General features: G+C 71.7%; 13 protein-coding genes and 1 pseudogene. 6 read left to right on the forward strand and 8 right to left on the reverse strand.

Annotated elements, in window-relative coordinates:
* The first annotated feature begins 36 nt into the window (after positions 1-36).
* Complete coding sequence (locus tag ACH4F2_RS23820; RefSeq protein ID WP_398134747.1) at positions 37-2,457, forward strand: penicillin acylase family protein; 2,421 nt, start codon at positions 37-39, stop codon at positions 2,455-2,457.
* Positions 2,458-2,625: 168 nt separating this feature from the next.
* On the forward strand, positions 2,626-4,401 hold the full coding sequence (locus ACH4F2_RS23825; protein WP_398134748.1) for a serine hydrolase: 1,776 nt from the start codon (positions 2,626-2,628) through the stop codon (positions 4,399-4,401).
* Positions 4,402-4,425: 24 nt separating this feature from the next.
* Here the strand turns inward: ACH4F2_RS23825 and ACH4F2_RS23830 are convergent, their stop codons facing one another.
* The 4 genes and pseudogenes from ACH4F2_RS23830 to ACH4F2_RS23845 all read right to left on the reverse strand — a co-directional run bounded on the left by ACH4F2_RS23830 (position 4,426) and on the right by ACH4F2_RS23845 (position 9,322).
* A complete protein-coding gene (locus ACH4F2_RS23830) occupies positions 4,426-4,617 on the reverse strand; it encodes a DUF2795 domain-containing protein (RefSeq protein WP_055420399.1) in 192 nt (63 codons plus the stop codon).
* 81 nt (positions 4,618-4,698) lie between these two features.
* Positions 4,699-6,277: pseudogene (locus ACH4F2_RS23835) on the reverse strand (phytoene desaturase family protein).
* A gap of 105 nt (positions 6,278-6,382) precedes the next feature.
* Complete coding sequence (locus ACH4F2_RS23840) at positions 6,383-8,605, reverse strand: tetratricopeptide repeat protein (RefSeq protein WP_398134749.1); 2,223 nt, start codon at positions 8,603-8,605, stop codon at positions 6,383-6,385.
* A 339-nt stretch (positions 8,606-8,944) separates the two neighbouring features.
* Positions 8,945-9,322, reverse strand: coding sequence for a four-helix bundle copper-binding protein (locus ACH4F2_RS23845; RefSeq protein WP_398134750.1), 378 nt, complete (start codon positions 9,320-9,322; stop codon positions 8,945-8,947).
* Between the two features lie 153 nt (positions 9,323-9,475).
* On the opposite strand from ACH4F2_RS23845, the gene ACH4F2_RS23850 reads away from it, so the two are divergent.
* The 3 genes from ACH4F2_RS23850 to ACH4F2_RS23860 are packed head-to-tail and all read left to right on the forward strand — an operon-like array spanning position 9,476 to position 10,661.
* On the forward strand, positions 9,476-9,880 hold the full coding sequence (locus tag ACH4F2_RS23850) for a ChaB family protein (protein ID WP_398134751.1): 405 nt from the start codon (positions 9,476-9,478) through the stop codon (positions 9,878-9,880).
* Positions 9,881-9,917: 37 nt separating this feature from the next.
* Positions 9,918-10,274, forward strand: a complete 357-nt coding sequence (locus tag ACH4F2_RS23855) for a DUF6479 family protein (protein ID WP_398134752.1) — start codon at positions 9,918-9,920, stop codon at positions 10,272-10,274.
* A gap of 36 nt (positions 10,275-10,310) precedes the next feature.
* Positions 10,311-10,661, forward strand: a complete 351-nt coding sequence (locus tag ACH4F2_RS23860) for a hypothetical protein (protein ID WP_398134753.1) — start codon at positions 10,311-10,313, stop codon at positions 10,659-10,661.
* 52 nt (positions 10,662-10,713) lie between these two features.
* Here ACH4F2_RS23860 and ACH4F2_RS23865 read toward each other — a convergent pair whose 3' ends face one another.
* From ACH4F2_RS23865 to ACH4F2_RS23875, 3 genes are read right to left on the reverse strand one after another with little or no spacing between them, the layout of a single operon-like run.
* Entirely contained in the window at positions 10,714-15,297 is a 4,584-nt protein-coding gene (locus tag ACH4F2_RS23865; RefSeq protein ID WP_398134754.1) for a peptidoglycan-binding protein, read from the reverse strand.
* A gap of 18 nt (positions 15,298-15,315) precedes the next feature.
* Positions 15,316-18,231 carry a hypothetical protein gene (locus ACH4F2_RS23870; protein WP_398134755.1) on the reverse strand — a complete coding sequence of 972 codons (2,916 nt, stop codon included), beginning with the start codon at positions 18,229-18,231 and terminating at the stop codon, positions 15,316-15,318.
* On the reverse strand, positions 18,198-18,464 hold the full coding sequence (locus tag ACH4F2_RS23875; protein WP_398134756.1) for a hypothetical protein: 267 nt from the start codon (positions 18,462-18,464) through the stop codon (positions 18,198-18,200). The genes ACH4F2_RS23870 and ACH4F2_RS23875 overlap by 34 nt, the downstream gene beginning before the upstream one ends.
* A 314-nt stretch (positions 18,465-18,778) precedes the next feature.
* Here ACH4F2_RS23875 and ACH4F2_RS23880 point away from each other — a divergent pair, with 314 nt between their 5' ends.
* Positions 18,779-19,903 carry a DUF2235 domain-containing protein gene (locus ACH4F2_RS23880; RefSeq protein ID WP_398134757.1) on the forward strand — a complete coding sequence of 375 codons (1,125 nt, stop codon included), beginning with the start codon at positions 18,779-18,781 and terminating at the stop codon, positions 19,901-19,903.
* A gap of 25 nt (positions 19,904-19,928) precedes the next feature.
* On the opposite strand, the gene ACH4F2_RS23885 is transcribed toward ACH4F2_RS23880, so the two are convergent.
* Positions 19,929-20,783 (reverse strand): peptidoglycan-binding protein, encoded by an 855-nt coding sequence (locus ACH4F2_RS23885; protein WP_398134758.1) that lies wholly within the window; start codon positions 20,781-20,783, stop codon positions 19,929-19,931.
* Positions 20,784-21,246: the final 463 nt, after the last annotated feature.

A 21,246-nucleotide genomic window follows, 5' to 3' on the forward strand; every position in this document is an offset into this window, starting at 1 on the left:
CAGCCGCCCCTTCCTCCGAAGACGTCGGGAGGCACGATGCGCATACGCCCGAGACGGCTCGTCGTCACGGCCGTCGCCCTGCTCACCGCCGCGACCACGCTGCCGGCCGCGGCGGCCGAACGGTCCGGTGACCGGCACGAACGTCCGTCCCACGGCGGGCTGTCCGCCGTCATCCGCTACACCGAATACGGCATCCCGCACATCGTCGCCCAGGACTACGCGAACCTCGGCTTCGGCACGGGCTGGGCCCAGGCCGAGGACCAGGTGTGCGCACTGGCCGACGGTTTCACGACCGTGCGCGGCGAACGCTCCCGTCACTTCGGCGCCGACGCGGTGTCCGACCTCTCGCTCTCGTCGGCCGCCACGAACCTCTCCAGCGACCTGTACTTCCGGGGGGTGCGCCGGTCGGGCACGGTGGAGAGGCTGCTCGCCGAGCCGGCGCCGCGCGGTCCCAGCCGGGACGCGAAGGAGCTGATGCGGGGCTTCGCGGCGGGCTACAACGCCTGGCTGGAGCAGAACCGGATCACCGACCCGGCGTGCCGGGGCGCCGCCTGGGTGCGGCCGGTCACCTCGCTGGACGTGGCCGTGCGCGGCTTCGCCCTGTCCGTGCTCGGCGGGCAGGGACGGGCGGTGGACGGCATCACGGCCGCGCAGCCGCCGGGCGGGAGCACCGCGGCGGCCCCGGGAGGGCAGGCGGGAGCCGACGCGGTCGCACGTGCCTCCCGGGAGCTCTTCGCCGCCGACAACGCCGACATGGGCTCCAACGCCGTCGCCTTCGGCGGGCGCACCACCGCGAACGGCCGTGGGCTGCTGCTCGGCAACCCGCACTACCCGTGGCACGGCGGGCGCCGCTTCTGGCAGTCGCAGCAGACGATCCCGGGACGGCTCGACGTCGCGGGCGGTTCGCTGCTCGGCTCCGCGACGGTGTCCATAGGCCACAACGCGCACGTCGCCTGGAGCCACACCGTCGCCACCGGCGTCACCCTCAACCTCCACCAGCTGACGCTGGATCCGGCCGACCCGACGGCCTACCTGGTGGACGGCAGGCGCGAGCACATGACGAAACGATCCGTCACCGTGCCGGTGCGAGACGGTGCTCCGGTGACCAAGACCCAGTGGTGGACGCGGTACGGCCCGGTGGTGACGTCGCTCGGCGCCTCGGTGCCCCTGCCGTGGACCGCGACGACGGCGTACGCGCTGAACGATCCGAACGCCGGCAACCTGCGTTCCTCCGACACCGCGCTCGGCTTCAGCCGGGCCCGTGGCACGGACGACGTACTGGACTCGCTGCGCCGTACGCAGGGACTGCCGTGGGTGAACACGATCGCCGCCGACTCGTCCGGTCACACGCTGTTCAGCCAGTCACAGGTGCTTCCCCGCATCACCGACGAGCTGGCCGAGCGCTGTTCCACGCCGCTCGGCAAGGCCACCTACCCGTCCTCGGGACTCGCGGTCCTGGACGGCTCGCGCGGTGACTGCGCACTGGGCCGGGACCGGGACGCCGTACAGCCGGGGATCCTCGGTCCGGCGCGGATGCCGACGCTGGAGGACGCGCCGTACGCGGAGAACTCCAACGACAGCGCGTGGCTGGCCAACGCGGACCGGCCGCTGACCGGCTACGAGCGGGTCTTCGGCACGGTCGGTACCCAGCGGTCGCTGCGGACGCGGGGCGCGATCGAGGACGTGGCGGCGATGGCGGACCGGGGCGGGCTGACCGTGCGGGACCTGCAACGGCAGCAGTTCGCCAACCGCGCGCCCGCCGGCGACCTGGTCGCGGCCGACGCGGCGCGCGCCTGCGCCGCCCTGCCGGACGGCACCGCGACGGACAGCGACGGGAACACCGTCGACGTCCGCGAGGCCTGCGGTGTACTCGCCGGCTGGGACCGCACCGTCGACACCGGCAGCCGGGGCGCGCTGCTCTTCGACCGGTTCTGGCGCGGGCTCACCAGGGCCGTACCGGCGGGGCAGTTGTGGAAGGTGCCGTTCTCGCCCGCGGACCCGGTGACCACCCCGAACACCCTGAACACCGACGCAGCGGGCTTCGCCACCGCCCTCGCGGACACGGTGGCCGAACTGCGGGCGGCGGGCATCGCGCTGGACGCGCCGCTCGGTGAGGGCCAGTTCGTGGTGCGCGGCGGCGAGCGCGTCCCGGTGGGCGGCGGCACGGAGTCGCTGGGCGTCTGGAACAAGATCGAGCCCGTGTGGGACCCGGCCGGCGGCGGCTACACCGAGGTGACCACCGGCTCCAGCTACATCCAGGCCGTGGGCTGGGACGGGAGCCGGTGCCCGGTGGCACGTACGCTCCTGACCTACTCCCAGTCCTCCAACCCCGCCTCGCGGCACTACGCCGACCAGACCCGGCTGTTCTCGGGCGAGAGGTGGGTGACGTCCCGGTTCTGCGAACGCGACATCCGGACGTCGCCCGACCTCCGGGTGGTCCGGGTGCGCGAACGCTGAGCCGCGCGGCAACGCACCGCACCGCGACCCGCCCGGCCGCCTGCCGGGCGGGTCCGGCGGCTCGACTCCGTACGCCCCATTGACACGACCCGTCACTGACAGGAAAGTTTCACTCCGCACGGCGATCCAGGAAAGATACTTTCAGCTTCGGTGGCGGGAGGCTCTTCGATGGCCGGACAGGCGACGAGCGGATTCACACGGCGTCAAATGGGCGCCGGCGCACTGGCCCTGGGCGGTGCCCTGGCCATCGCCCCGTTCGCGGCCGGACCGGCCGAGGCCGCCGCGGACAAGGGCCGCCGCCCCACCCTGCGACACGGCTCCGCCGAGCGCGCAGGGTTGCTGTCCGGCCATCTGCGCCAGCTCGTGACGGACGCCGAAACGTTTCTCGGCCCCTCGCCCGAGCACCCTTGGTACGCGGGCGCCGTGCTGCTCGCCGGCCGGGGCGGCACGGTGGCGCTGCACGAGCCGATCGGCATGGCGGTGCGCTACCGGGCCTACGACGAGGAGACCGACACCGGCGTCGAGTTCCCGCCCGGGCAGCAGATCGCCATGGCCGAGGACACGGTGTTCGACCTCGCGTCGATCTCCAAGCTGTTCACCTCGATCCTGGCCGTGCAACAGCTGGAACGGGGCGCGCTGGAGCTGGAGGCGCCGGTCGCCTCGTACCTGCCTGGCTTCGGGCGGGCCGGCAAGCAGGACGTGACGGTCCGGCAGCTGCTGACGCACACCTCCGGCTTCCGGGCGTGGATCCCGCTGTACAGCGCTCCCACGTACGAGGAGAAGGTCCGGCTCGTCTACGACCAGGAGCCGGTGAGTGCGCCCGGCACGGCGTACCTCTACTCGGACCTGAACATGATCTCGCTCCAGCTGGTGCTGGAGAAGATCACGGGCCGGGCCCTGGACGTCCTGCTGCGCGACGAGATCACCGCCCCGCTCGGTCTCACCCGCACCCGCTACAACCCGCCCGCCTCCTGGAGACCGCGGATCGCGGCCACGGAGGACGCCCGACAGCCCTGGTCCGGCCTCGACCGGGGACTGGTGTGGGGCGAGGTGCACGACGAGAACGCCTTCAGCCTCGGCGGCGTCGCCGGCCACGCGGGGGTGTTCTCCTGCGCGTGGGACCTGGCGGTACTCGGCCGTACGCTGCTCAACGGCGGCACCTACGGCCGGGCGCGCATCCTGCGGCCGGAGTCGGTGGAGCTGATGTTCACGGACTTCAACACCGGCTTCCCGGGGGACGAGCACGGCCTCGGCTTCGAGCTGTACCAGCACTGGTACATGGGCGCCATGGCCACGCCGCGCACGGCCGGACACACCGGTTTCACCGGTACGTCGCTGGTGCTCGACCCGACGACCGACTCGTTCCTGGTGGTGCTGGGCAACTCGGTGCACCCCGTGCGCGGCTGGCGCTCGGGGTCGGCTCCCAGAGTCGCGGCCGGTACCCACATGGCGCGGGCCGTACCGGTGCGTCCCGCGCACGGGCGTACGGCGTGGTTCTCCGGGACGGCGGGGTCCTCGACGGCCACGCTCACCCTGCCCGCGCTGGACACATCGGCCGGAGGGGCACGGCTGCGCTGCGCGCTGTGGTGGGACACCGAACCGGGGCCGGACACCCTCGTCCTGGAGGCGACGACCGACGGCGGGGCCGGTTGGCAGCCCGTCCCGTTCACCACCACGCGCCGCGGTGAGACGCCCCGGGAGCATCCGGCGGGCTCGGTCACCGGCTGGTCGGGCCGCGCCTGGCACCGGCTGAGCGCCGGCCTCCCGGCCGCCCGAGGGCTCACGCTGCGCTGGCGGTACACGACCGACCGGCTGTACGTGGGACGCGGGGCGTACGTCGACGGGCTGCGCGCCGAGGCGGCCGGCGACGTCCTGTTCCACGACGCGCGCCCCGCGGACGCGGCGCGGATCGAGGCGGTGGGGTGGACGGCGTCGGCCGACTAGGCGGTCGTGCGCCCGTGGTGCGCGCTAGCCGTTGAAGACGGCTTTCTGCACCTCGTTCGGCCCGTCGAAGCTGTTCTCCTTGAGACCGTCGAGACGGCTCACGACCTTGTCGTCGGCCTTGTTCTTGCGGGCGCAGTCGACGAGCGACTTCTTGTCGGCCGGGTAGTCCATGCCGCTGAGGGCCTTCTGCAGGTCGATGGGGCTGAGGTCCGCCATGGCAGGCTCCTTGTCGTGCTGGTGACAGGTACGGAATTTCCGTTATGTCGCGGTACCCAGCCCCGTCCGACGCATGCGCCGTCAGTCCACCGTCCGTTCCAGCACCGCCATCGCCGCGTTGTGCCCCGGCACCCCGCTGACACCTCCCCCGCGCACCGCGCCCGCGCCGCACAGCAGTACGTTCGCCTGCCCGGTCTCCACCCCCCCAGCGGCCGGTGCCCACCCGGGCGTGAGGCCAGGTCAGGTCGCGGTGGAAGATGTGGCCGCCGGGCAGGCGCAGGTCGCGTTCCAGGTCGAGCGGCGATCTGGCCTCGACGCAGGGCCGTCCGTCGGCGTCGGTCGCCACGCAGTCCGCGAGCGGCTCGGCCAGGTGGGCGTCGAGCTGCGCGAGGGTCGCCTTCAGCAGTTCCTCGCGGACGGCGTCGTTGTCCCGGGCGAAGAGACGGGCGGGCGTGTGGAGGCCGAACAGGGTGAGCGTGTGCATGCCCCTCGCGGCGAGGTCCGGGCCGAGGATCGTGGGGTCGGTCAGCGAGTGGCAGTAGATCTCGGAGGGCGGAGCATCGGGCAGTTCGCCGGCCGCGGCCCGGGCGTGCGCGGTGGCCAGCTGCTCGTAGCCCTCCGCGATGTGGAAGGTCCCGGCGAAGGCCTCACGCGGGTCGGCCGCGGGGTCGCGCAGCGCCGGCAGCCGCGTCAGCAGCATGTTGACCTTGAGCTGGGCGCCCTCGGCGGGCGGCGGCGGTGCCTGCCCCGTGAGCGCCGCCAGTTCCCGCGGGGAGGCGTTCACCAGGACGTGGTGTGCGGCGGCGACACCTTCGCCGTCGGCCGAGCGGTAGGTGACCTCGGCCGCTCGCCCGTCCGTGTCGATCCGTACCGCCTCGTGTCCGGTGGCGAGCACGGCGCCCGCCGCGCGCGCCGCGCCGGCCAGCGCGTCGGTGAGGGCGCCCATGCCGCCGACCGGCACGTCCCAGGCGCCGGTGCCGCCGCCGATCACGTGGTAGAGGAAGCAGCGGTTCTGGCTCAGGGAGGGATCGTGGGCGTCGGCGAAGGTGCCGATCAGGGCGTCGGTGAGGGCCACTCCCCGTACCAGGTCGTCCGCGAAGTGCTCCTCGATGGCGACACCGATCGGCTCCTCGAACAGGGCCCGCCAGGCATCCTCGTCGTCGACCCTGCGGTGCAGCTCGTCCCGGGTGGGCAGCGGCTCGGTGAGGGTCGGGAAGACCCGCTGGGCGACGTGGCCGGTCATGGCGTAGAAGCGCTGCCAGGCCGCGTACTCCCGCTCCGAGCCGGTGAGCCGGGCGAACGACTCCCGCGTCCGCCGCTCGCCCCCGCCGACGAGGAGCCCGGTGGGCCTGCCGCCCCGTTCGACGGGCGTGTACGAGGAGACGGTGCGCCCGCGCACCCGGAAGTCCAGGTCCAGGTCCCGCACGATCTTCTTCGGCAACAGGCTGACCAGGTACGAGTACCGCGACAGCCGTGCGTCGACCCCGGCGAACGGCCGCGTGGAGACGGCAGCGCCTCCGGTGTGGTCCAGCCGTTCCAGCACCAGTACGGAGCGGCCGGCCCGGGCCAGGTAGGCGGCGGCGACCAGGCCGTTGTGTCCGCCCCCGACGATGACGGCGTCATAGGTGCGGGATGCTCGGGACGTGGCGGGCGGCGTCATGGCTCTTGGTAACACGGGCCCGCGGGAGGCGGCCAGAGGTGCGGCGGGGCCGGTGGCCGGCCGACCCGGCGTGGCGCGCGTACGGCCGCCGTCCCCCGGCCCGGCTCAGCGCGCCCCCGCCCCGCGCTGTACCGCCACCCGGCGGTACAGCTCCGCGGCCTCGGCGCCGCGGCCCAGTTGTTCGAGGCAGTGGGCCTCGTCGTCGCGGGCGGCGAGGGTGTCGGGGTGGTCGGGGCCCAGGAGGCGTTCGCGGGCGGCGGCGACCCGGCGGTACTCGGTGAGGGCGGCGGACCAGCGGCCCAGCCAGCCCAGGCCGACGGCGACCTCGCGGCGGCTGACGAGGGTGTCCTGGTGGTCCGGGCCGAGGACGCGTTCGCGGATCGCGCACACGTCCCGGGACTCGGCGAGTGCCTCCTCCCAGCGGCCGAGCCTGCCGAGGTTGACACCCAGGCCGTGCCGGGCGCGGAGGGTCTCGGCGTGTTCGGGGCCCTGCGCGCGGGTGCGGTCGTCGATCAGCTCCTCGTAGAGCGTCAGCGCTTCGGCGCTGCGGCCGAGGCGGCCGAGGCTGATGCCTATCTCGTAGCGGGCGGCGAGGGTGTCGGGATGGTCGGGGCCGAGCGCCCGCTCGCGGGCCCCCGCGACCTCCCGGTACGTCGCGAGGGCCTCCTGCCAGCGGCCCAGCCGGCCGAGTTCGTAGGCCACCTCGTAGCGGGTGACCAGCGTGTCGGGGTGGTCGGGGCCGAGCACGCGGGCGCGGGCGGCGGCCACGTCGCGGGCCATGCGGTGGGCGTCCTCGGGCCGGCCGAGCCGGCCGAGGTTGAAGGCGAGGTTGTGCCGGCAGCGCAGGGTGTCGGGGTGGTCGGCGCCCATGACGCGCTCACGGGCCGCGAGGACCGACGCGTAGACCTGGTGGGCGTCGGCGTGCCGGCCCAGCCGGCCGAGGGCGTACGCCATCTCCTGGCGGACGGCGAGCGTGTCGGCGTGGTCGGCGCCCAGCACGCGGATCCTGGCCTCGGCGACGTGTTTGTACGCGCGCAGGGCGTCGCCGGCGTGCCCCGTGCGGCTGAGGGTGAAGGCGACTTCGTAGCGGCTGGCGAGCGTGTCGGGGTGGTCGGCGCCGAGCAGGCGCTCGCGCTCGTCGGCCACCGCGCGGTGCACCTCACCCGCCTCCTCCCAGCGGCCGAGCCGGCCCAGGGTGAGGCCCGCGTTGTGCCGCCCGGCCAGCGCGGCGACCGCCTCGGGCCGTGGGCCGGGGCGCTCGTCGAGGGCGGGCGCGGCGGCCTCGCCGGCGGGCCGCGGGATCCACTCGCCGGACAGCCCGGCGGCGGGGTCCGGGGGTGTGGAGCGCAGGCCGGTGCCGGTCGCCTTGTGGCCGGTGGTCATGCCGCGGGTCCAGGACGGCAGCGCGGACCGGCCCCCTCCGACCGGCTGGGGCGTCCGGGTCCGGGGCGCCACCATGGCCGGCGCGTACGCCGGTACCGTGCGGCCGGCGGTGATCCTGCGGCCCAGTTCCCGGGCGTCGTCGGGTCGCTGGTCGGGCCGTTTGGCCAGCAGGTCGAGGATGATCCGGTCCAGGTAGCCGGGCAGTTCGGCGCGGTGGCTGCGGGGCGGTTCGGGATCGGTGTCGCGGTGACCCATGAGGATCGCCCAGGCGTCGTCGAGGTCGAAGGGCGGGACTCCGGTGGCGATCTCGTAGAGCACGCAGCCCAGCGAGTACAGGTCGCTGCGCCGGTCGACCTCGTCGCCGCCGATCTGCTCCGGCGACATGTAGTGCGGGGTGCCCAGGGCGATGCCGGTGCCGGTCAGGCGGGCGGTGAACCCGACGTCGTGGCCGAGCCGGGCGATGCCGAAGTCGCAGATCTTCACGGTGCCGTCGGCGAGCCGGACGATGTTCGCGGGCTTCAGGTCGCGGTGCACGATGCCCTGTTCGTGGGTGTAGGCGAGCGCGGAGGCGACCTGTTCCGCGATGTCGACGACGTCGGGGACCGGTAGTGGGTGGTGCTTGTTGTCCTCCAGGAGCCGGCTCAGGTCGCGGCCCTCCAGCAGCTCCATGACGAGGAAGAGCACGCCGTCCCACTCGCCGAAGTCGTGGACGACGGTCACCCCGCGGTGCTGGAGCGCGGCGGCCACCCTGGCCTCGCGCCGGAATCTCTCCCGCAGGACGCGGGTGAAGGAGTGGTCGTGCTGCGTGCCCAGTGGTTTGAGGCACTTGACGGCGACGCGACGGCCCAGAGACTCGTCCTTCGCCCGCCACACCTCGCCCATGCCGCCGCGACCGATTCGCTCCAGCAGCCGGTACCGGCCCTGGATCAGCGTGCTGTCCCCCATCTCGCTGCCCGCCCCCGTAGCAGTCCGCCCCGCCCTCCCCTGGCCGGTCCAGTATGGCGGTTTATGCTCCGAGTTTGTATGGTGCCGGGCGCGCGGCCGGCCGGAGCCGTGCCGTGGCCCGCGGGACGTGTTTGGGCGGCGGCCGCCGACGCGGACGTGCGGGAATCCCACGCGGCGGGTGCCGGTGGCGCGCGGCCCTCGGGTGACGGTGGAGGGCGCGGGGGCCGGTCTGCCGTAGAACTCGTGCGCGTACGGCGGTAGTGAGCTGTACGACAGGAGTGCCACCCGCCGTCACGACGGCGCGCGTGCGCGGGTCGGCGGCAGCCCCGGGGCTCCTCCTCAGCGCAGGGTGGCGAGGAACTCTCCGCAGGCCCGTGCGCAGGCTCGGCAGGCCTCGGCGCTCTCCTCGGCGCCCGGGTGCTCGTCGAAGACGTGCGCGCTCTCCAGGCACACCTGCCGGCACCATTCCAGCTGGACGCGGATCGCGGACTCGTCCACCTGGTTCTGTTCGGACAGCACCCGGCAGGTCGCGTCGCAGACCTCCGCGCACATGACGCCCTTGCGTCGTACGAGTTCCTGGTTCTCGGTCCCGTCCGGGTCCACGAGGCTCGCCCGCAGCGCGCACGCCCGTGCGCACTCGGTGCACGCCTGTGCACAAGCGAAGCGGTCCTCGAGGAAGCGGAACAGTTCCTGCTGGGAAGTCGTCGTCGATGTCACATGGCGCGGGTTGCCGCTGCGGACGGCGCCAAACCGCCGGGCCCGGTGTTCCCAAGGGCCGCGGCCTGTTTTCCGGGTCGGCCGCAGGGCACCCGTGGGCCCTGCCGAAGCTGGTGGCAGCGATGATGTGGACGACGTACGGAGGTGCACGACATGCCGGGACGACAGGAACTGCCGTCGACCCTGGAGCGTTCCCCACGGGAGGCCCAGCGCACCTGGATCAAGGCCCACGACTCGGCCGTGGAGGAGTACGGCGAGGGCGAGCGGGCCCACCGGGTGGCGTACGGGGCGCTGAAGCACAAGTACGAGAAGGTCGGTGACCACTGGGAGCGCAAGGAGGGTGGCCGCAAGGGCCCCTCCGACCCGCGGTCCGGGCGGCCCCGCGGACAGGGCGGGCACAGCGGCGAGGGTGTCGACGAGAAGGCCTCGAAGGAGCACCTCTACGGGGTGGCGAAGCGGTTGGGCGTCGAGGGCCGGTCGCGGATGTCGAAGGCGGATCTGCTCACGGCGATCCGGAAGGCCAACCGTTCGCAGACGCGAGCATCCCGGTCGGGCTGAGCTGGTTGGTGGCGTGGACCGGGGGTACCCGCGCCGCATGACCAACGCATGGATGGAGCTGGCCGCGGGCTCCGGCGCACTCGGTATCGGCCTGATCGTGGCGGCCGTCGTGGTCGTGGCCCTGCTGATCGGCGCGTTCGCCTTCGGCAGTCGGCAAAAGCGCCGGGAGCCGCCGCCGCCGCGTCCACAGGAGCAGCCCCGTATGCCCGACGAGGGGCCCGTCCGTGAGACGCGGGAGCGGCGGGAACCCGACGAGATGCCCAAGACCGACGACCGGACGCTGCCGCACGACCTCGGGCACCAGGGCAGCCGCACCGCCTCCGGGCAGGAGCGGCCCCGCTGGGACGAGGGCAGCAGTGGCTCGTTCGGCAGCGGCGGACCGGGCGCACGCTGACCTTCCGAGAATGTCGTACAGAGGGATGTGAGAACCATGGCCGACCCCGCTCGCAACACCCTGCCGTTGCCCGACTACGACCATCTGCCGATCGGCGGACTGGAGAGCCGTATCCGGTCGCTGGGCGCGGACGAGGTGGAGGAGCTGCTGGCGTACGAACGGTCGCACGCCGACCGTCTCCACGCCACGGAGCTGTTGGGGGCCCGGCTCGAGCAGTTGCGGTCCGGCGCGGAGCCGTCCTCCGGCGACCCGGGCGCGGTACGCCCGGAGCAGGGGCAGGGCCGCAAGGGCTCCCCCGTGTCGCCCGCGACCTCCCCGCAGCCGTTCTCCCCGCCGCCGCACGGTACCCCGGACCAGCGGGGCAAGCCGAAGGGTGACCGCACCTAGGCGGAAGACGGCGTTCGGTCTGTTTCTCCCCCGGAGCACACCGAACGCCGAGTCAGCGCCGACGGTCGTGGTGGTGGTCGCCGCGGTGACCACCACCACGACCGTCGTGACCACCACCACCGCCGTGACCATGGTCACGGCGGTCGTCGTCACGGCGGTCATCGTCACGACGGTCGTCGTCACGACGGTGGTCGTCACGACGGTCGTCGTCACCGTGGTCGTGGCCGGAACGGCGGTGGTGGTCTCCGTCCAGGGGAACGGTGTCGCAGTACACCACCGGCCCCGGCGTGGTGGGCGGGGTGGCCGCGTCGGACGGTATGCCGTCGGTCTCCATGACCAGCAGGCGCAGCCGGTCCCGCCGCTCTCCCGGGGGCAGTGGGACCTGGCCGATGTAGGACGGGGTCCTGGTGGACACCGCGTCGATCGAGGTCAGTGTCACGGTCGTGTCGTCGAGCGTCGCCCAGGCCAGGTCATCGTCGGCAACGCCGTCCCTGCGGCGTTGCACCGTGGCCGTGATCCGGGGCGGCGGGGAGTCGCTCGGGTCGTAGGACGGGCCGGTGACGCTGACGGTCGGCACGTCGTCCAGCTTCACCCGCAGTTCACGGTCGGCCAGGGGCCGTACCAGGTCGGTGACCACGACCGGTGAGATCTCCGCTCCCGGGATCGAGTCCGGTTGGAAGCGGACCAGGGCCAGCCGCACGAACGGCATGCAGGTGATCCCGGTGTCCAGGTCCAGGTCGCAGAACCAGCGGTTCCCCTTCCGGTCGAACTGCGGTGCGAAGCCCACGACGGTGACGGTGGGCGACCCGGCGGGCGTCGCGGGGACGAGTCTCTCGGCCTGCCGCACCGCGTTGGTGAACGTCGACGCGGTCGGGGCGACGACCTCCGCGGAGCGGTGAACGGGGTCACGGCCCATCAGCGTCACGCCCGGGGCGTCGGTGGCCGGTGTGCCGACCGGTACCTGCCCGAGTACCACGCCGAGGAGTTCGCCGTCTCCGGAGGAGAACCAGGGGCGCTGCAGGAACACGCGGATGCCGCCGCCGTGGCGGCGCCGGACGACGGTCCCGGGTGGGCCCTCGACGGTCTCGAGAGACAGCGTGGGTACGCAGTACAGCAGCCTGGGTACGGTGGGCCTGGCGCTGCTGGGTATCGAGTGCTCGACGGCCTCGCCCTTCACGGTCAGCGCGCTCGCGTCGTGCTCGGCGAGCTGGGACGGGAAGTAGTCGCCGAACTTGGATCCGGCCACCGGGTGATAGAGCACCCTACGGTGTCTGGTGTCGCCGAACTCGTGTTTCACCGGTCTCGCCCTTGCCGCTTCATCCGGTTCCGTCCTGGCCGGCTCCTCGGCGGTCCGGGTGCTGAAGGTCAGGGTGCCGCCCTCGAGGACGGCCGGTTCGGGACCGTCCTCGTCGTTCGAGGGCAGCCTCGCCGTGAGGAGGTCGAATACCGGCGTGGTCATCGGGCGCTCGGTGCGGCCCTCTTCCCCTTCGTCGACCACTTCCGTCCACTTCGCGACGAGTTCGACGCGGTCGGTGCTTCCTTGGTCCAGCCTTATCGCGCCGACGAGGTGCTCGGCCGTGGCGCCCGCGGGGCGGTCCGCCGAGGGGCGCAGGTCCAGGACGGGCTGCTTCAGCGGCCGCTGTACCGCGTGCACGAGGGTGAGTTCCTGCCCTGGCGTGAACATCCAGTGACGCCCGGCGGCGGCCCGTTCCAACGCGGTGGATGCCCGCTCCCGCTCCTCCTGGTCCCGCTGTGCCGCCGTCTCCTGTTCCTCCGGGGCGTCTTCCGATGTCACCTGTCGGCCGGGCTGCTCCCTGCACCAGGAGGCCAGGCCCATCAGCGTCTCGTCGAACGGGATCGCGGAACACACCCGCACGGTGGCCACTCGGGCCTTGGGGAGCGAGACCGTCAGCACGCGTGACGACTCGTCGAAGTGGGGCGGGGCGTTCCCCTCCGCCAGCCTCAGCCGGAACGAGCGGGGCCGGTGCCAGTCGCTGCCTCCCCACGGGACCTCGAACGGCTCGCCCTCCCCCATGCCCGGCAGGTCGAGCAGCAGAGCACCGGTGGCCAGCGGCTCGCGGAGGTAGGGCAGTTCGATCTGTTCCCCCTTGTAGCGGGCGGTCGCCGCGGGGTGAGCCGGGTCCGCGGCGAGCGAGTCGATCGGTTTCACCTCCACGTCCGGCTGGTCCGGGTCGTTGAGCGAGCCGTTCTCGCGGGCTGCCAGTTCGTAGCCGGCCTCCCTGGCCGCGCGGTCCCCCGAACCGATGGCCCCGTCGAGCAGCCCGTGCCGCTCGACGCACTGCAGTGAGGCCTTCGGCGCCACCAGGTGCCGTTCGTCGACCCCCCTGAAGGGCGCGTGCTCCCCCGTCGTCACCAGCGGAGAGCTGTTGAGGTCGGCGGCGTACTGTTCCGCGGTCCGGGCCGGTTCCGTGTCCCGGGGGGTTTCGTCCGCCGTGCCAGGGGTGCCGGGGGCAGCGTCGCAGTCGACGGCGAAGCCGCTCTTGCGGCCGAGTTCGGTGAGGGTCCGACAGCCGGGGGTGCCGTCGGCTTCCCGTCCGCGGAAGCCTTGTTCGCGCTGTTCGGCGGCGTAGGCCTCTCCGGTCTGGGAGCCGAAGTGCCCCGTCGCCCCGGCGGGGACGGAGTGGCCGCGGGCGATCAGGGCCTGCTGGACGAGACGTACGTCGTCGTTCGTCCTGCCGGGCTGCACGTCGGCCAGTACGACGGTCCGCGGCCCCGTGTCGGGGGCCGCGCCGTCGGCCGGGCCCGGCCGGCTGCCCGGAGTGCTCCGGACGACCAACCGGGCCACCGAGGCACCTTCGTCGAGGGGCGCCCTGGGTACCACGGCAGGAGCCGGTACGGATTCGAACCTGCGGAAGACGAGTGGCCCGTGCCCCGGCAGGGCCCAGTCGCCGTCGTCGTCCCGGTCCACCAGAGCATCGGCTTCGCTCAAGGTGAGGCCGTTGCCCGCCAGGTCGACGGTGCGCAGTCGTATCCGGTATCCACGACCGAACCTCAGGCGGGGCAGCGAGCCCTTCCGCACTCCGACGTCGATGTGCAGCGGAAGCGAGGTCTGCGCCTCGTTGGCGGGTTCGACGACCTCGTCGGGCGCCCCTTCTCCGATGCCGAGGACCCGTCCGGGACGGGGCGCGGACAGGGACCAGCCTTCCCAGGTCATGATCCGTTCAGGAACGTACAGGACGTTGTTGTCGGCGTCGGCCGGCGGCGCCGCCAGGTTGACCTGGAAGAAGCCTTCGTCGGAAGCCGTGAGGAGCGGTTCCCCGCCTCCCGGGGAGCGGTACTCGACCGTGCGTGCGTGCAACGAGGACCAGCGTGCGCGGATGTCGTCCCAGACGTCCATCCGGTGACCGCGGACCAGGTCCTCGGCACAGAGATCGGGCATCATCGGCGAGTCAGGCCGGTTCGGTCCCTGTCCGTCCTCCTCGGCCTGCTTCTTCGCCTTCAGCGCGGCGTCGGCCGCCTCGTTGGTCCGGGCCGCTTGCGCGAAGTCGGCCGTGAGGATCCCTTTGCGGTCGTCCCTGACCAAGGAGATCCCCTGGGTACGGACCGGAGCCAGCCCCTTGGTCTCCGGGGACCGCGTGGTCGGATCCGGTGCCGCGCCGCCGGGCTCGGACGGATTCCGGGCGAGGTCCGCCAGCTTCAGTCCGGCGCCGTCGATGTCGGCCTGCTCGAGGGAGAAGTCCCCCTCGGGCAGCGCCACCAGACCGAGCGCCGGTGAGCCCAGCGGGTCGGCCTCGAACGCCCGGGGCGCGGAGACGAACAGCTTCCGGTCGGGGAGGAAGACGTAACGGGTGCGCGGGGGCAGGTCGTGTGAGTTCGGCCGCCCGATCTCGGGCTCCCAGTGCGGGACCACGCTCATGAGGAGTTCGCCCGAGGAGACGGGGACGCGGTCGGCGGGCAGGAGGAAGTCCAGGATCAGCCCGAGCCGTCTCAGGAGCGCCGGATGGTCGCCGAGTGAGGTGAGCATCTGGTGGAAGTCCGGCTCCAGCTTCGTCGGTGGCGGAGCCTGCTGTTCCTCTCCGCTCGCGAGCGTCGGGGCGTTCTGGGCCGGCGGATGGTGGAAACCCTCCAGTTCGTCGAGGCCCTGGCGCATGGCGGAGGCCTGGGCGGCGAGCCCGCGTCCCGGGGTGTTCATCATCCCCTGCATGACGGAGCGCATCTCGGGGGGCTCTTCGGGAAAGTCCCTGGCCACCGCCCCGTAAGCCATCCGCGTCGCGCCGCTCACCCGCTTGGCCGAGTAGGTGCGGGCCGATTCGGCCTGCTGGGTCATGCTCTCGAAGACGTACGGGTCCAGCGGGGTGTTCTCACCGAAGAGCTTCTTCCAGAGGTCGGTGTCAGGTGCCGGTCCGGACGGTCGCACCCGGCCACTGAAAGAGGGCGAGGCGCCGTCTCCGTGCCCGAACTCGAAGTCCGCGGCCTTGACTCTGTCGGGCCAGGTGAGGAAGTCACGGAACGGCTCCAGCGTGCCGCGCTCCTGCTCCTGCGGCGGCTCGGTCGCCAAAGCCGGGTCGGGGACTCCGAGCTGGGGAGCTACGAAGACCGAGACCTTGGCCTGGGTGCCGTCTGCCGACAGTCCCGCCGGGAGTACGGTCCAGATCACTCTCTGTTCCAACTTCATGGTCACATCCCGCCCGGTCTACGGATCGCCGTCGAAGCTCAGGCAGTAGTCCTCCCAGTGCGTCTCCTTGTCGAAGCAGTCGACGAAGGCGGGATCGCCCGGCGCACCGGAGAAGCTCCGCTCGAGTTCGAGGGTCACGGATTTACTGAAGAAGGCGATCTTGACGCTCACTTTGAGGGTTCCCCTGCCCCGGACCACCGACTCGTTGCCGTGCTTCTCGTACATGAGCTCCAGATAGAACTCGACGGAAACGGTGACGATGCCCAGCACGGTCAGGAAGCCGTTGCAGCGCAAGTAGCCGCCGACCTTCACGGTCTTGTCCCTGACTTCGAAGCGGACACCCGCCATGATCGTCACTCCGCCGCTCGCCACACCCAGGTTCAGCGCCGCGCTCCCGCCGAACTCGATGGCGCCCTCGGCTTCCCTGATTCCCTTCTCCGCGTCGACCAGCAGGGAGAAGTACCCACCGCCGCCGAACAGGGAGACGGTGACGTTGAAGGGACGCTGCCGCTCGGAGACGGAGAAGCGGAAGGAGACGGCCTTGTCGGCCACGAAGGGGATGGTCAGTTCCATCTTCAAGGAGACGTTCGCCAGCGAGAAGACGCCGACTCCGATGGCCGGAAGAGCCAGCGCGTACCCCGTACTGATGCCGGTGGGCTGGACGTCCACGAACGCGCCGGAACCGAAGACGTCGGCGGGCAGGGCGCTGCGCAGTGTGTCGACGAACCGGAGGTCCCCCAGGAACTTCAGTTCCAGGCCGGACGCGGACACTTCCGGCTTGTTGCCGGGGGCGGCCTTGAACCTCAGGTCGGCGATCTCGACACGGGCGACGTCGGCGATCTCCAGCGCGACATCGCGCAGTCGGCCCTCTATCGACGTTTTCTGCCCGGCTTCCTTCGAGACGGTCGTCCGCGCGTCCAGGGTCAGCACCGTGTCCTTCACGTCCAGGAGGAACTTCTCATCGTCCTGTCCTGGACCCGGTGGGGTCAGTCCGGTCTTCCACACATAGCGCAGTTCCTTGCCCGCCCCGTCCGCGAGGTCGCGAACGCGCAGCACGGGGGCGGGGATCACACCGCCCGGATCGTCCAGCATGGCCTGGATCTCGTTGTCCCCGAGCTGCTTCAGGCGGCCCAGATCCTGCCCGGAGACGGGCGCCACCAGTTTGCCCAGGTCGATGAAGCCGAGCAGCTTGGCGGTGCCGAAGGCCTTCCTGATGTCGTCGATGGATGCCGGGCCGATCTCTCCGGCGGACTCGGCTCCGAACACGGGCGGTACGACACCCGCCTGACTGGTGATCACCTTGACCGCGGCGTTGGGCCGGGCGACTCCGCCCACGCTCTCAGCTGCGAATTCGAGGCCGATCGCCTTCTCCAGGTCGAGGTAGGCACCTGCCGGATGCGCCGCCATGCCGCGGTCACGGTAGGTGTCGTTGAACACGACGGCTACGTCTCCCCCCTGCGGGGTGAACTGTTCGAGGGCGGGGACCCGCACTTCGGCGGCGGACACGACGAGCGTGCCGGCCAGCGGATGTTCGCCTCCGGCCGTCTTCCGCTTCATCGCGAAGACCAGTTTGCCCACCGCGTGACTGGTGCTTCCGGGAGCGCCGGCCGGTGGCTGGGCCATGGTCATCACCTGCCCGCCCAACGACCGGTTGAGGCGGTCCCTCACGCTCGTCTTGCTCTGCGAGTAGCAGGCGTCCAGGACGTCCCAGTTGTCTGCCAGTGAGGCGGGCACGAACACCAGCGGCGTGGTGAAGCTGACCTTGCGCCCCTCGTGATCGGTGGCGAGAACGGTGAACTGGTGGTCGCGATCGCCGTCCTGGAGCTCGATCCAGAACGCGCTCTGGGCCTCCGGCTGACCTGTGCTGTCGTTCCGGGTCCAGTCGGGCTTGATCGGCGGGGTGACCCGGTCGGTGACACGCAACGTCCGGAAGGGCATCTCGCGTCCCTGATGCGCGAAGCCGGTGCTTTCCCCGTAGTGCACGTCCGGTTCGCGAAGGACGATCCGGTCCTCCCGCTGCAGGCAGGCCACGATCCCGTCGTCCCTGTGGGCGACGAACAGTCGTTTGAACTCTCTGACCAGGAGGGCCGGGTGCCCGGTGGTGAGGAAGCCCCGGGTGACGACTCTGACGAACTGGTCACGTCCCAGACCCGTGATGTGGTCGTACGCCACCAGATCAGGGACTTTTTTGTCGATCGCCTTGAGCCGCGTGCCGACGCCCTCCGACACGGCGTCCCAGGCACCGTGCAGGTGGGCGGAGGCGCCCAGGGGCGTCGCGATGAACTGCTCGGCACGCAGCGGGGCGCTGGGCAGCACGATGGGCGCGCCCGCGGCGTCGATGAACTCCGCCCGGCCGGTGAGCGTGACCATGTCCTCCAGGTTCCCCGGGCTCAGCGGCACCGGCATGGAAACGGGCGTCCGGTCGTCGACCCTCCTCAGGGCTCGCAGCAGTGCCTCGCCGCCTCGTTCGCCGCTCAGCAGGGCGTGCCACAACCCGGTGCGGCCGTCGGCGCTGAGGGGCGCCGACGGGCATGCCCAGGTGACGGGTTCGTCATAGGTGAGGAGCAGCCGGGTGGGGAACTCCAGGACGCTTCCGGGGAGTCCGGTGGGAGCGGTGCCCGGCTGGACGACCGGCACGGTGATCGGCACCAGCCGCTCCCAGTCGAGAAGTGCGGACAGGGTCAGTTCCAGGCTGTCCACCTCGGGCGGCACCGAGAAGACCAGCTGGGACGCACCGGAGGTGAAGGCCTTCATGGAGGCCAGTGACGTGGTCACCGTGTCCAGCTGCGGGGCGACCTCCTCCAGAACGTGCTGGGGCGGCAAACCGACAAGGATCAGCGTCGGCGCGGCCGGCTCCCGCCGCACCAGGCGGTGACCGTCGAAGCGGAGGTTCACCAGATCTATGTCGACCACGAGCATGTCCGCCGGGCGCACGACCCGGAACGGTCCCACCGCACCGTCGTCGCCGGGGCGGTCGGGGCGACCACCACCGGAATGGTCAGGACGACCTCCGCCGGAATGATCAGGGCGGCCCCCGCCGGAATGGTCAGGACGACCTCCGCCGGAATGATCAGGGCGACCCCCGCCTTCAGGGCGGTCCGGTCGGCCTCCACCACGGGGACGGTCAGGACGGTCCCCACCACCGGGGCGCCCGGGGCGACCACCACCGCCGAAGCGGCCCTCTCGGTGACGTTGACGCATCTCCTGCCACGATGTCAGCGTGACGGAAGGACGGCCGTGAGAAGCCATGACAGAACCCCCTCGATACGAGGGAAGGGAAGGCAGGCCCCCGTCCGAGGCCACTCGCCTCTTGTCTCCATGGTGCGCCCGAGGGCGGAACATCACCACTGAGCACCCGACCGGGCGAGCCCGGACCAGGCACTCCGCGCACAGTGGCTGTCGCGTGGCGCGGCGCGGCGGGTGGTGCGATCCTTGAAGTGGTGCTGTGCGCCGTTCCACGCTCGCGCGAGGAGGGTTGGACATGGCCAAGCGTCTGGTTGTCTGCTGCGACGGCACATGGAACTTCGCGGACCAGCCGAGCAAGACCAACGTCGCCAAGGTCGCCCTGGCCGTACGCTCCGGTGCCGGGGCGGAGCAGCGCGTCTACTACCACAGCGGTGTCGGTACCCACCGGCGGGAGCGCCTGCGTGGCGGCGCGTTCGGTGTGGGACTGTCCCGGAACATCGTGGACGCCTACCGGTTCCTCGTCGAGACGTACGAGCCCGACGACGAACTGTTCCTCTTCGGCTTCAGCCGCGGCGCGTTCACCGCCCGCAGTCTCGCGGGGCTGGTACGCAACAGCGGCATCGTGAGCCGGGAGCACGCCGACCGGATCCCGGAGGCCTGGGCTCTGTACCGTGACCGGATCGAGCAACCGAACGGCGCGGCCGCCACCTTGTTCCGCCGCTCGTACGCCCGCGAGACGGAGATCAGGTTCATCGGGGTGTGGGACACGGTCGGCGCCCTGGGCATCCCGGTTCCGGACACGCCGTGGCTGCAGCCGGCGGCGAACCGGTTCAACCGCCGCTGGGCGTTCCACAACACCGAACTGAGCACATGGGTCAGAGCGGCCTTCCATGCGCTGGCCGCCGACGAGCAGCGATCGGCGTTCCGGCCGACGCTCTGGCATCAGAAGGCCGGCTCCGCCGCGCAGGGCCAGGAGCTGAAACAGGTGTGGTTCGCCGGGGTTCACTCCGACGTCGGTGGCGGCTACAAGGAGACGGGACTGTCCGACATCGCCCTGCTGTGGATGGTCGACCAAGCCCGCAGGCACGGGCTGGAGTTCGACGCCCACCCGCTGAGCACGGACGGACCACCGGAGATGCACCCTCAGGACAGCGTCGACTTCCGCGTACGGCCGGACGCTTCAGGCGTTCTGCATGACTCACGGACGGGCATGTACCGACTGGCCGATCCGCTGCACCGGCCGCTCGAAGAGGCGGTGGGCGACGACGGCCGGCCCGACGGCAACGAGTTCCTGGCGATGCCCGCCAAGGAGCGCTACGACCGGAGTACGCGCTACCGGCCGCCGGAGCTGGAGCGCTACCTGGGCAGGCAGGAGCGGGTACGGCTGGAGCCCGTCCGGCTGCCGGGCCTGACGGCGTGACCCTTCTCGGCTCAGACTCTCGGCCTCAGACGTTGGGGACCTCGAGTCTGTCCCAGCTGAACCTGCCGGGGACGCCGTCGGCAGCGCTGCCCTGCAAGCCGAGCTTCTGCTGCCAGGCGGCGAACGACCTCACATCGCCCGGTCCCCACACGTCGGGACCGGCGTGGGACGTGTAGCGGTCGCAGTCTTCGGCGACGAGCCGGCTGTGCATTTCCCCGATGACCGGCGATCGACGTCCCGTCTGGAAGAACGACGCACCGGGGAACGGCTCGAACCGGGGTTCGGCCAGGGGCGGGCCAGTCGGCCGTGGCCCGAACGCGGGCCAGGAACCGGGGTCGACATGGTCGTTCTCCGGGACATGGGCGTGGGCGTACCATCCGCCCTGCGCCCTCCACTTGTCGGCCGGACACGTATTGCGGGACAGGGAGGTCGGACGGCCCATGGGCCAGACGTCCGGTACGTCCCAGGAGCTGATCCATGCGTGGAGTTCTTCCCAGCCTTTGCAGGGAGTGTCGACCAGCCTGGCGAACACCTTGTTGTTCACGCGGCAGTGCGGGAAGAACAAGGCCTCGACCTGGATGACGACTGCGCCGGCCCGGTTGGTCCGAGTGCCGCCGGCCGCGTCGGAGACGGCCTTGCTGCGGGACGTGGCGGGGAAGAACTGGGCGAACTCTCCGGTGAAGGGGTCCCAGAGGATCTGCGGAGCCTGGCCCTTGCCGCTGCCGGTGAAGAAGCTCTTGAGGTTGGTGAAGGGGACCAGGTCCAGGGGAGCCTCGGCGGTGGCTTCCCTGTCCGCCGTGATGTGCGCGATCGCCCTTGCCGGGAACTCGGGGTCACACGGCGCGTGGTCCCCGACGTCGGCCCTGAAAGCCTGGGGCATCCATGGATGGGGCATGGTGACGACCTTCCCTCTTCCCACCGCGCATGATCGGGGTACGGCGGGCCGAACGGGGAAGCAGACGCCGGACGACAAGGGGCCGTGCGGCAGGCCCTCCCCACTTCCTACGATGCGACTGGTCGGGGGCCGCAGCAAACCGTGAAAGCCGCGACTGCGATCAGCGGCCGTTCCCATTGCGGAGTGCGCCGGACGGGTGAAGAGTGGACTCATATCGGCCCTGCATTCTTCCAGCTCCAGATTTCCTGGAACCGCCGCTGACGGGAAGACCACAACGGTCGGAACAGCACGGCGCCAAGCATATGGAACCATCATGGCCAGAGTTTCCCGGCGACACATCCTTGACGCGGCCAACGCATCGATTCTGGCTGCGGCGCTCGCGTTCCCGGCAGGTCTGACGGTTGCTGCGGCGGACTCTCAGAGCCCGAACGCGGGCCACGCCGGAGCA

It is taken from the genome of Streptomyces sp. NPDC017890 (assembly GCF_044328675.1).
GTDB lineage: Bacteria > Actinomycetota > Actinomycetes > Streptomycetales > Streptomycetaceae > Streptomyces.

Coding starts and splice junctions, on each gene's coding strand:
- ACH4F2_RS23855 (WP_398134752.1), top strand. CDS start 9,918: ATGACCAACGCATGGATGGAGCTGGCCGCGGGCTCCGGCGCACTCGGT.
- ACH4F2_RS23850 (WP_398134751.1), top strand. CDS start 9,476: ATGCCGGGACGACAGGAACTGCCGTCGACCCTGGAGCGTTCCCCACGG.
- ACH4F2_RS23840 (WP_398134749.1), bottom strand. CDS start 8,605: ATGGGGGACAGCACGCTGATCCAGGGCCGGTACCGGCTGCTGGAGCGA.
- ACH4F2_RS23865 (WP_398134754.1), bottom strand. CDS start 15,297: ATGAAGTTGGAACAGAGAGTGATCTGGACCGTACTCCCGGCGGGACTG.
- ACH4F2_RS23885 (WP_398134758.1), bottom strand. CDS start 20,783: ATGCCCCAGGCTTTCAGGGCCGACGTCGGGGACCACGCGCCGTGTGAC.
- ACH4F2_RS23880 (WP_398134757.1), top strand. CDS start 18,779: ATGGCCAAGCGTCTGGTTGTCTGCTGCGACGGCACATGGAACTTCGCG.
- ACH4F2_RS23860 (WP_398134753.1), top strand. CDS start 10,311: ATGGCCGACCCCGCTCGCAACACCCTGCCGTTGCCCGACTACGACCAT.
- ACH4F2_RS23830 (WP_055420399.1), bottom strand. CDS start 4,617: ATGGCGGACCTCAGCCCCATCGACCTGCAGAAGGCCCTCAGCGGCATG.
- ACH4F2_RS23825 (WP_398134748.1), top strand. CDS start 2,626: ATGGCCGGACAGGCGACGAGCGGATTCACACGGCGTCAAATGGGCGCC.
- ACH4F2_RS23820 (WP_398134747.1), top strand. CDS start 37: ATGCGCATACGCCCGAGACGGCTCGTCGTCACGGCCGTCGCCCTGCTC.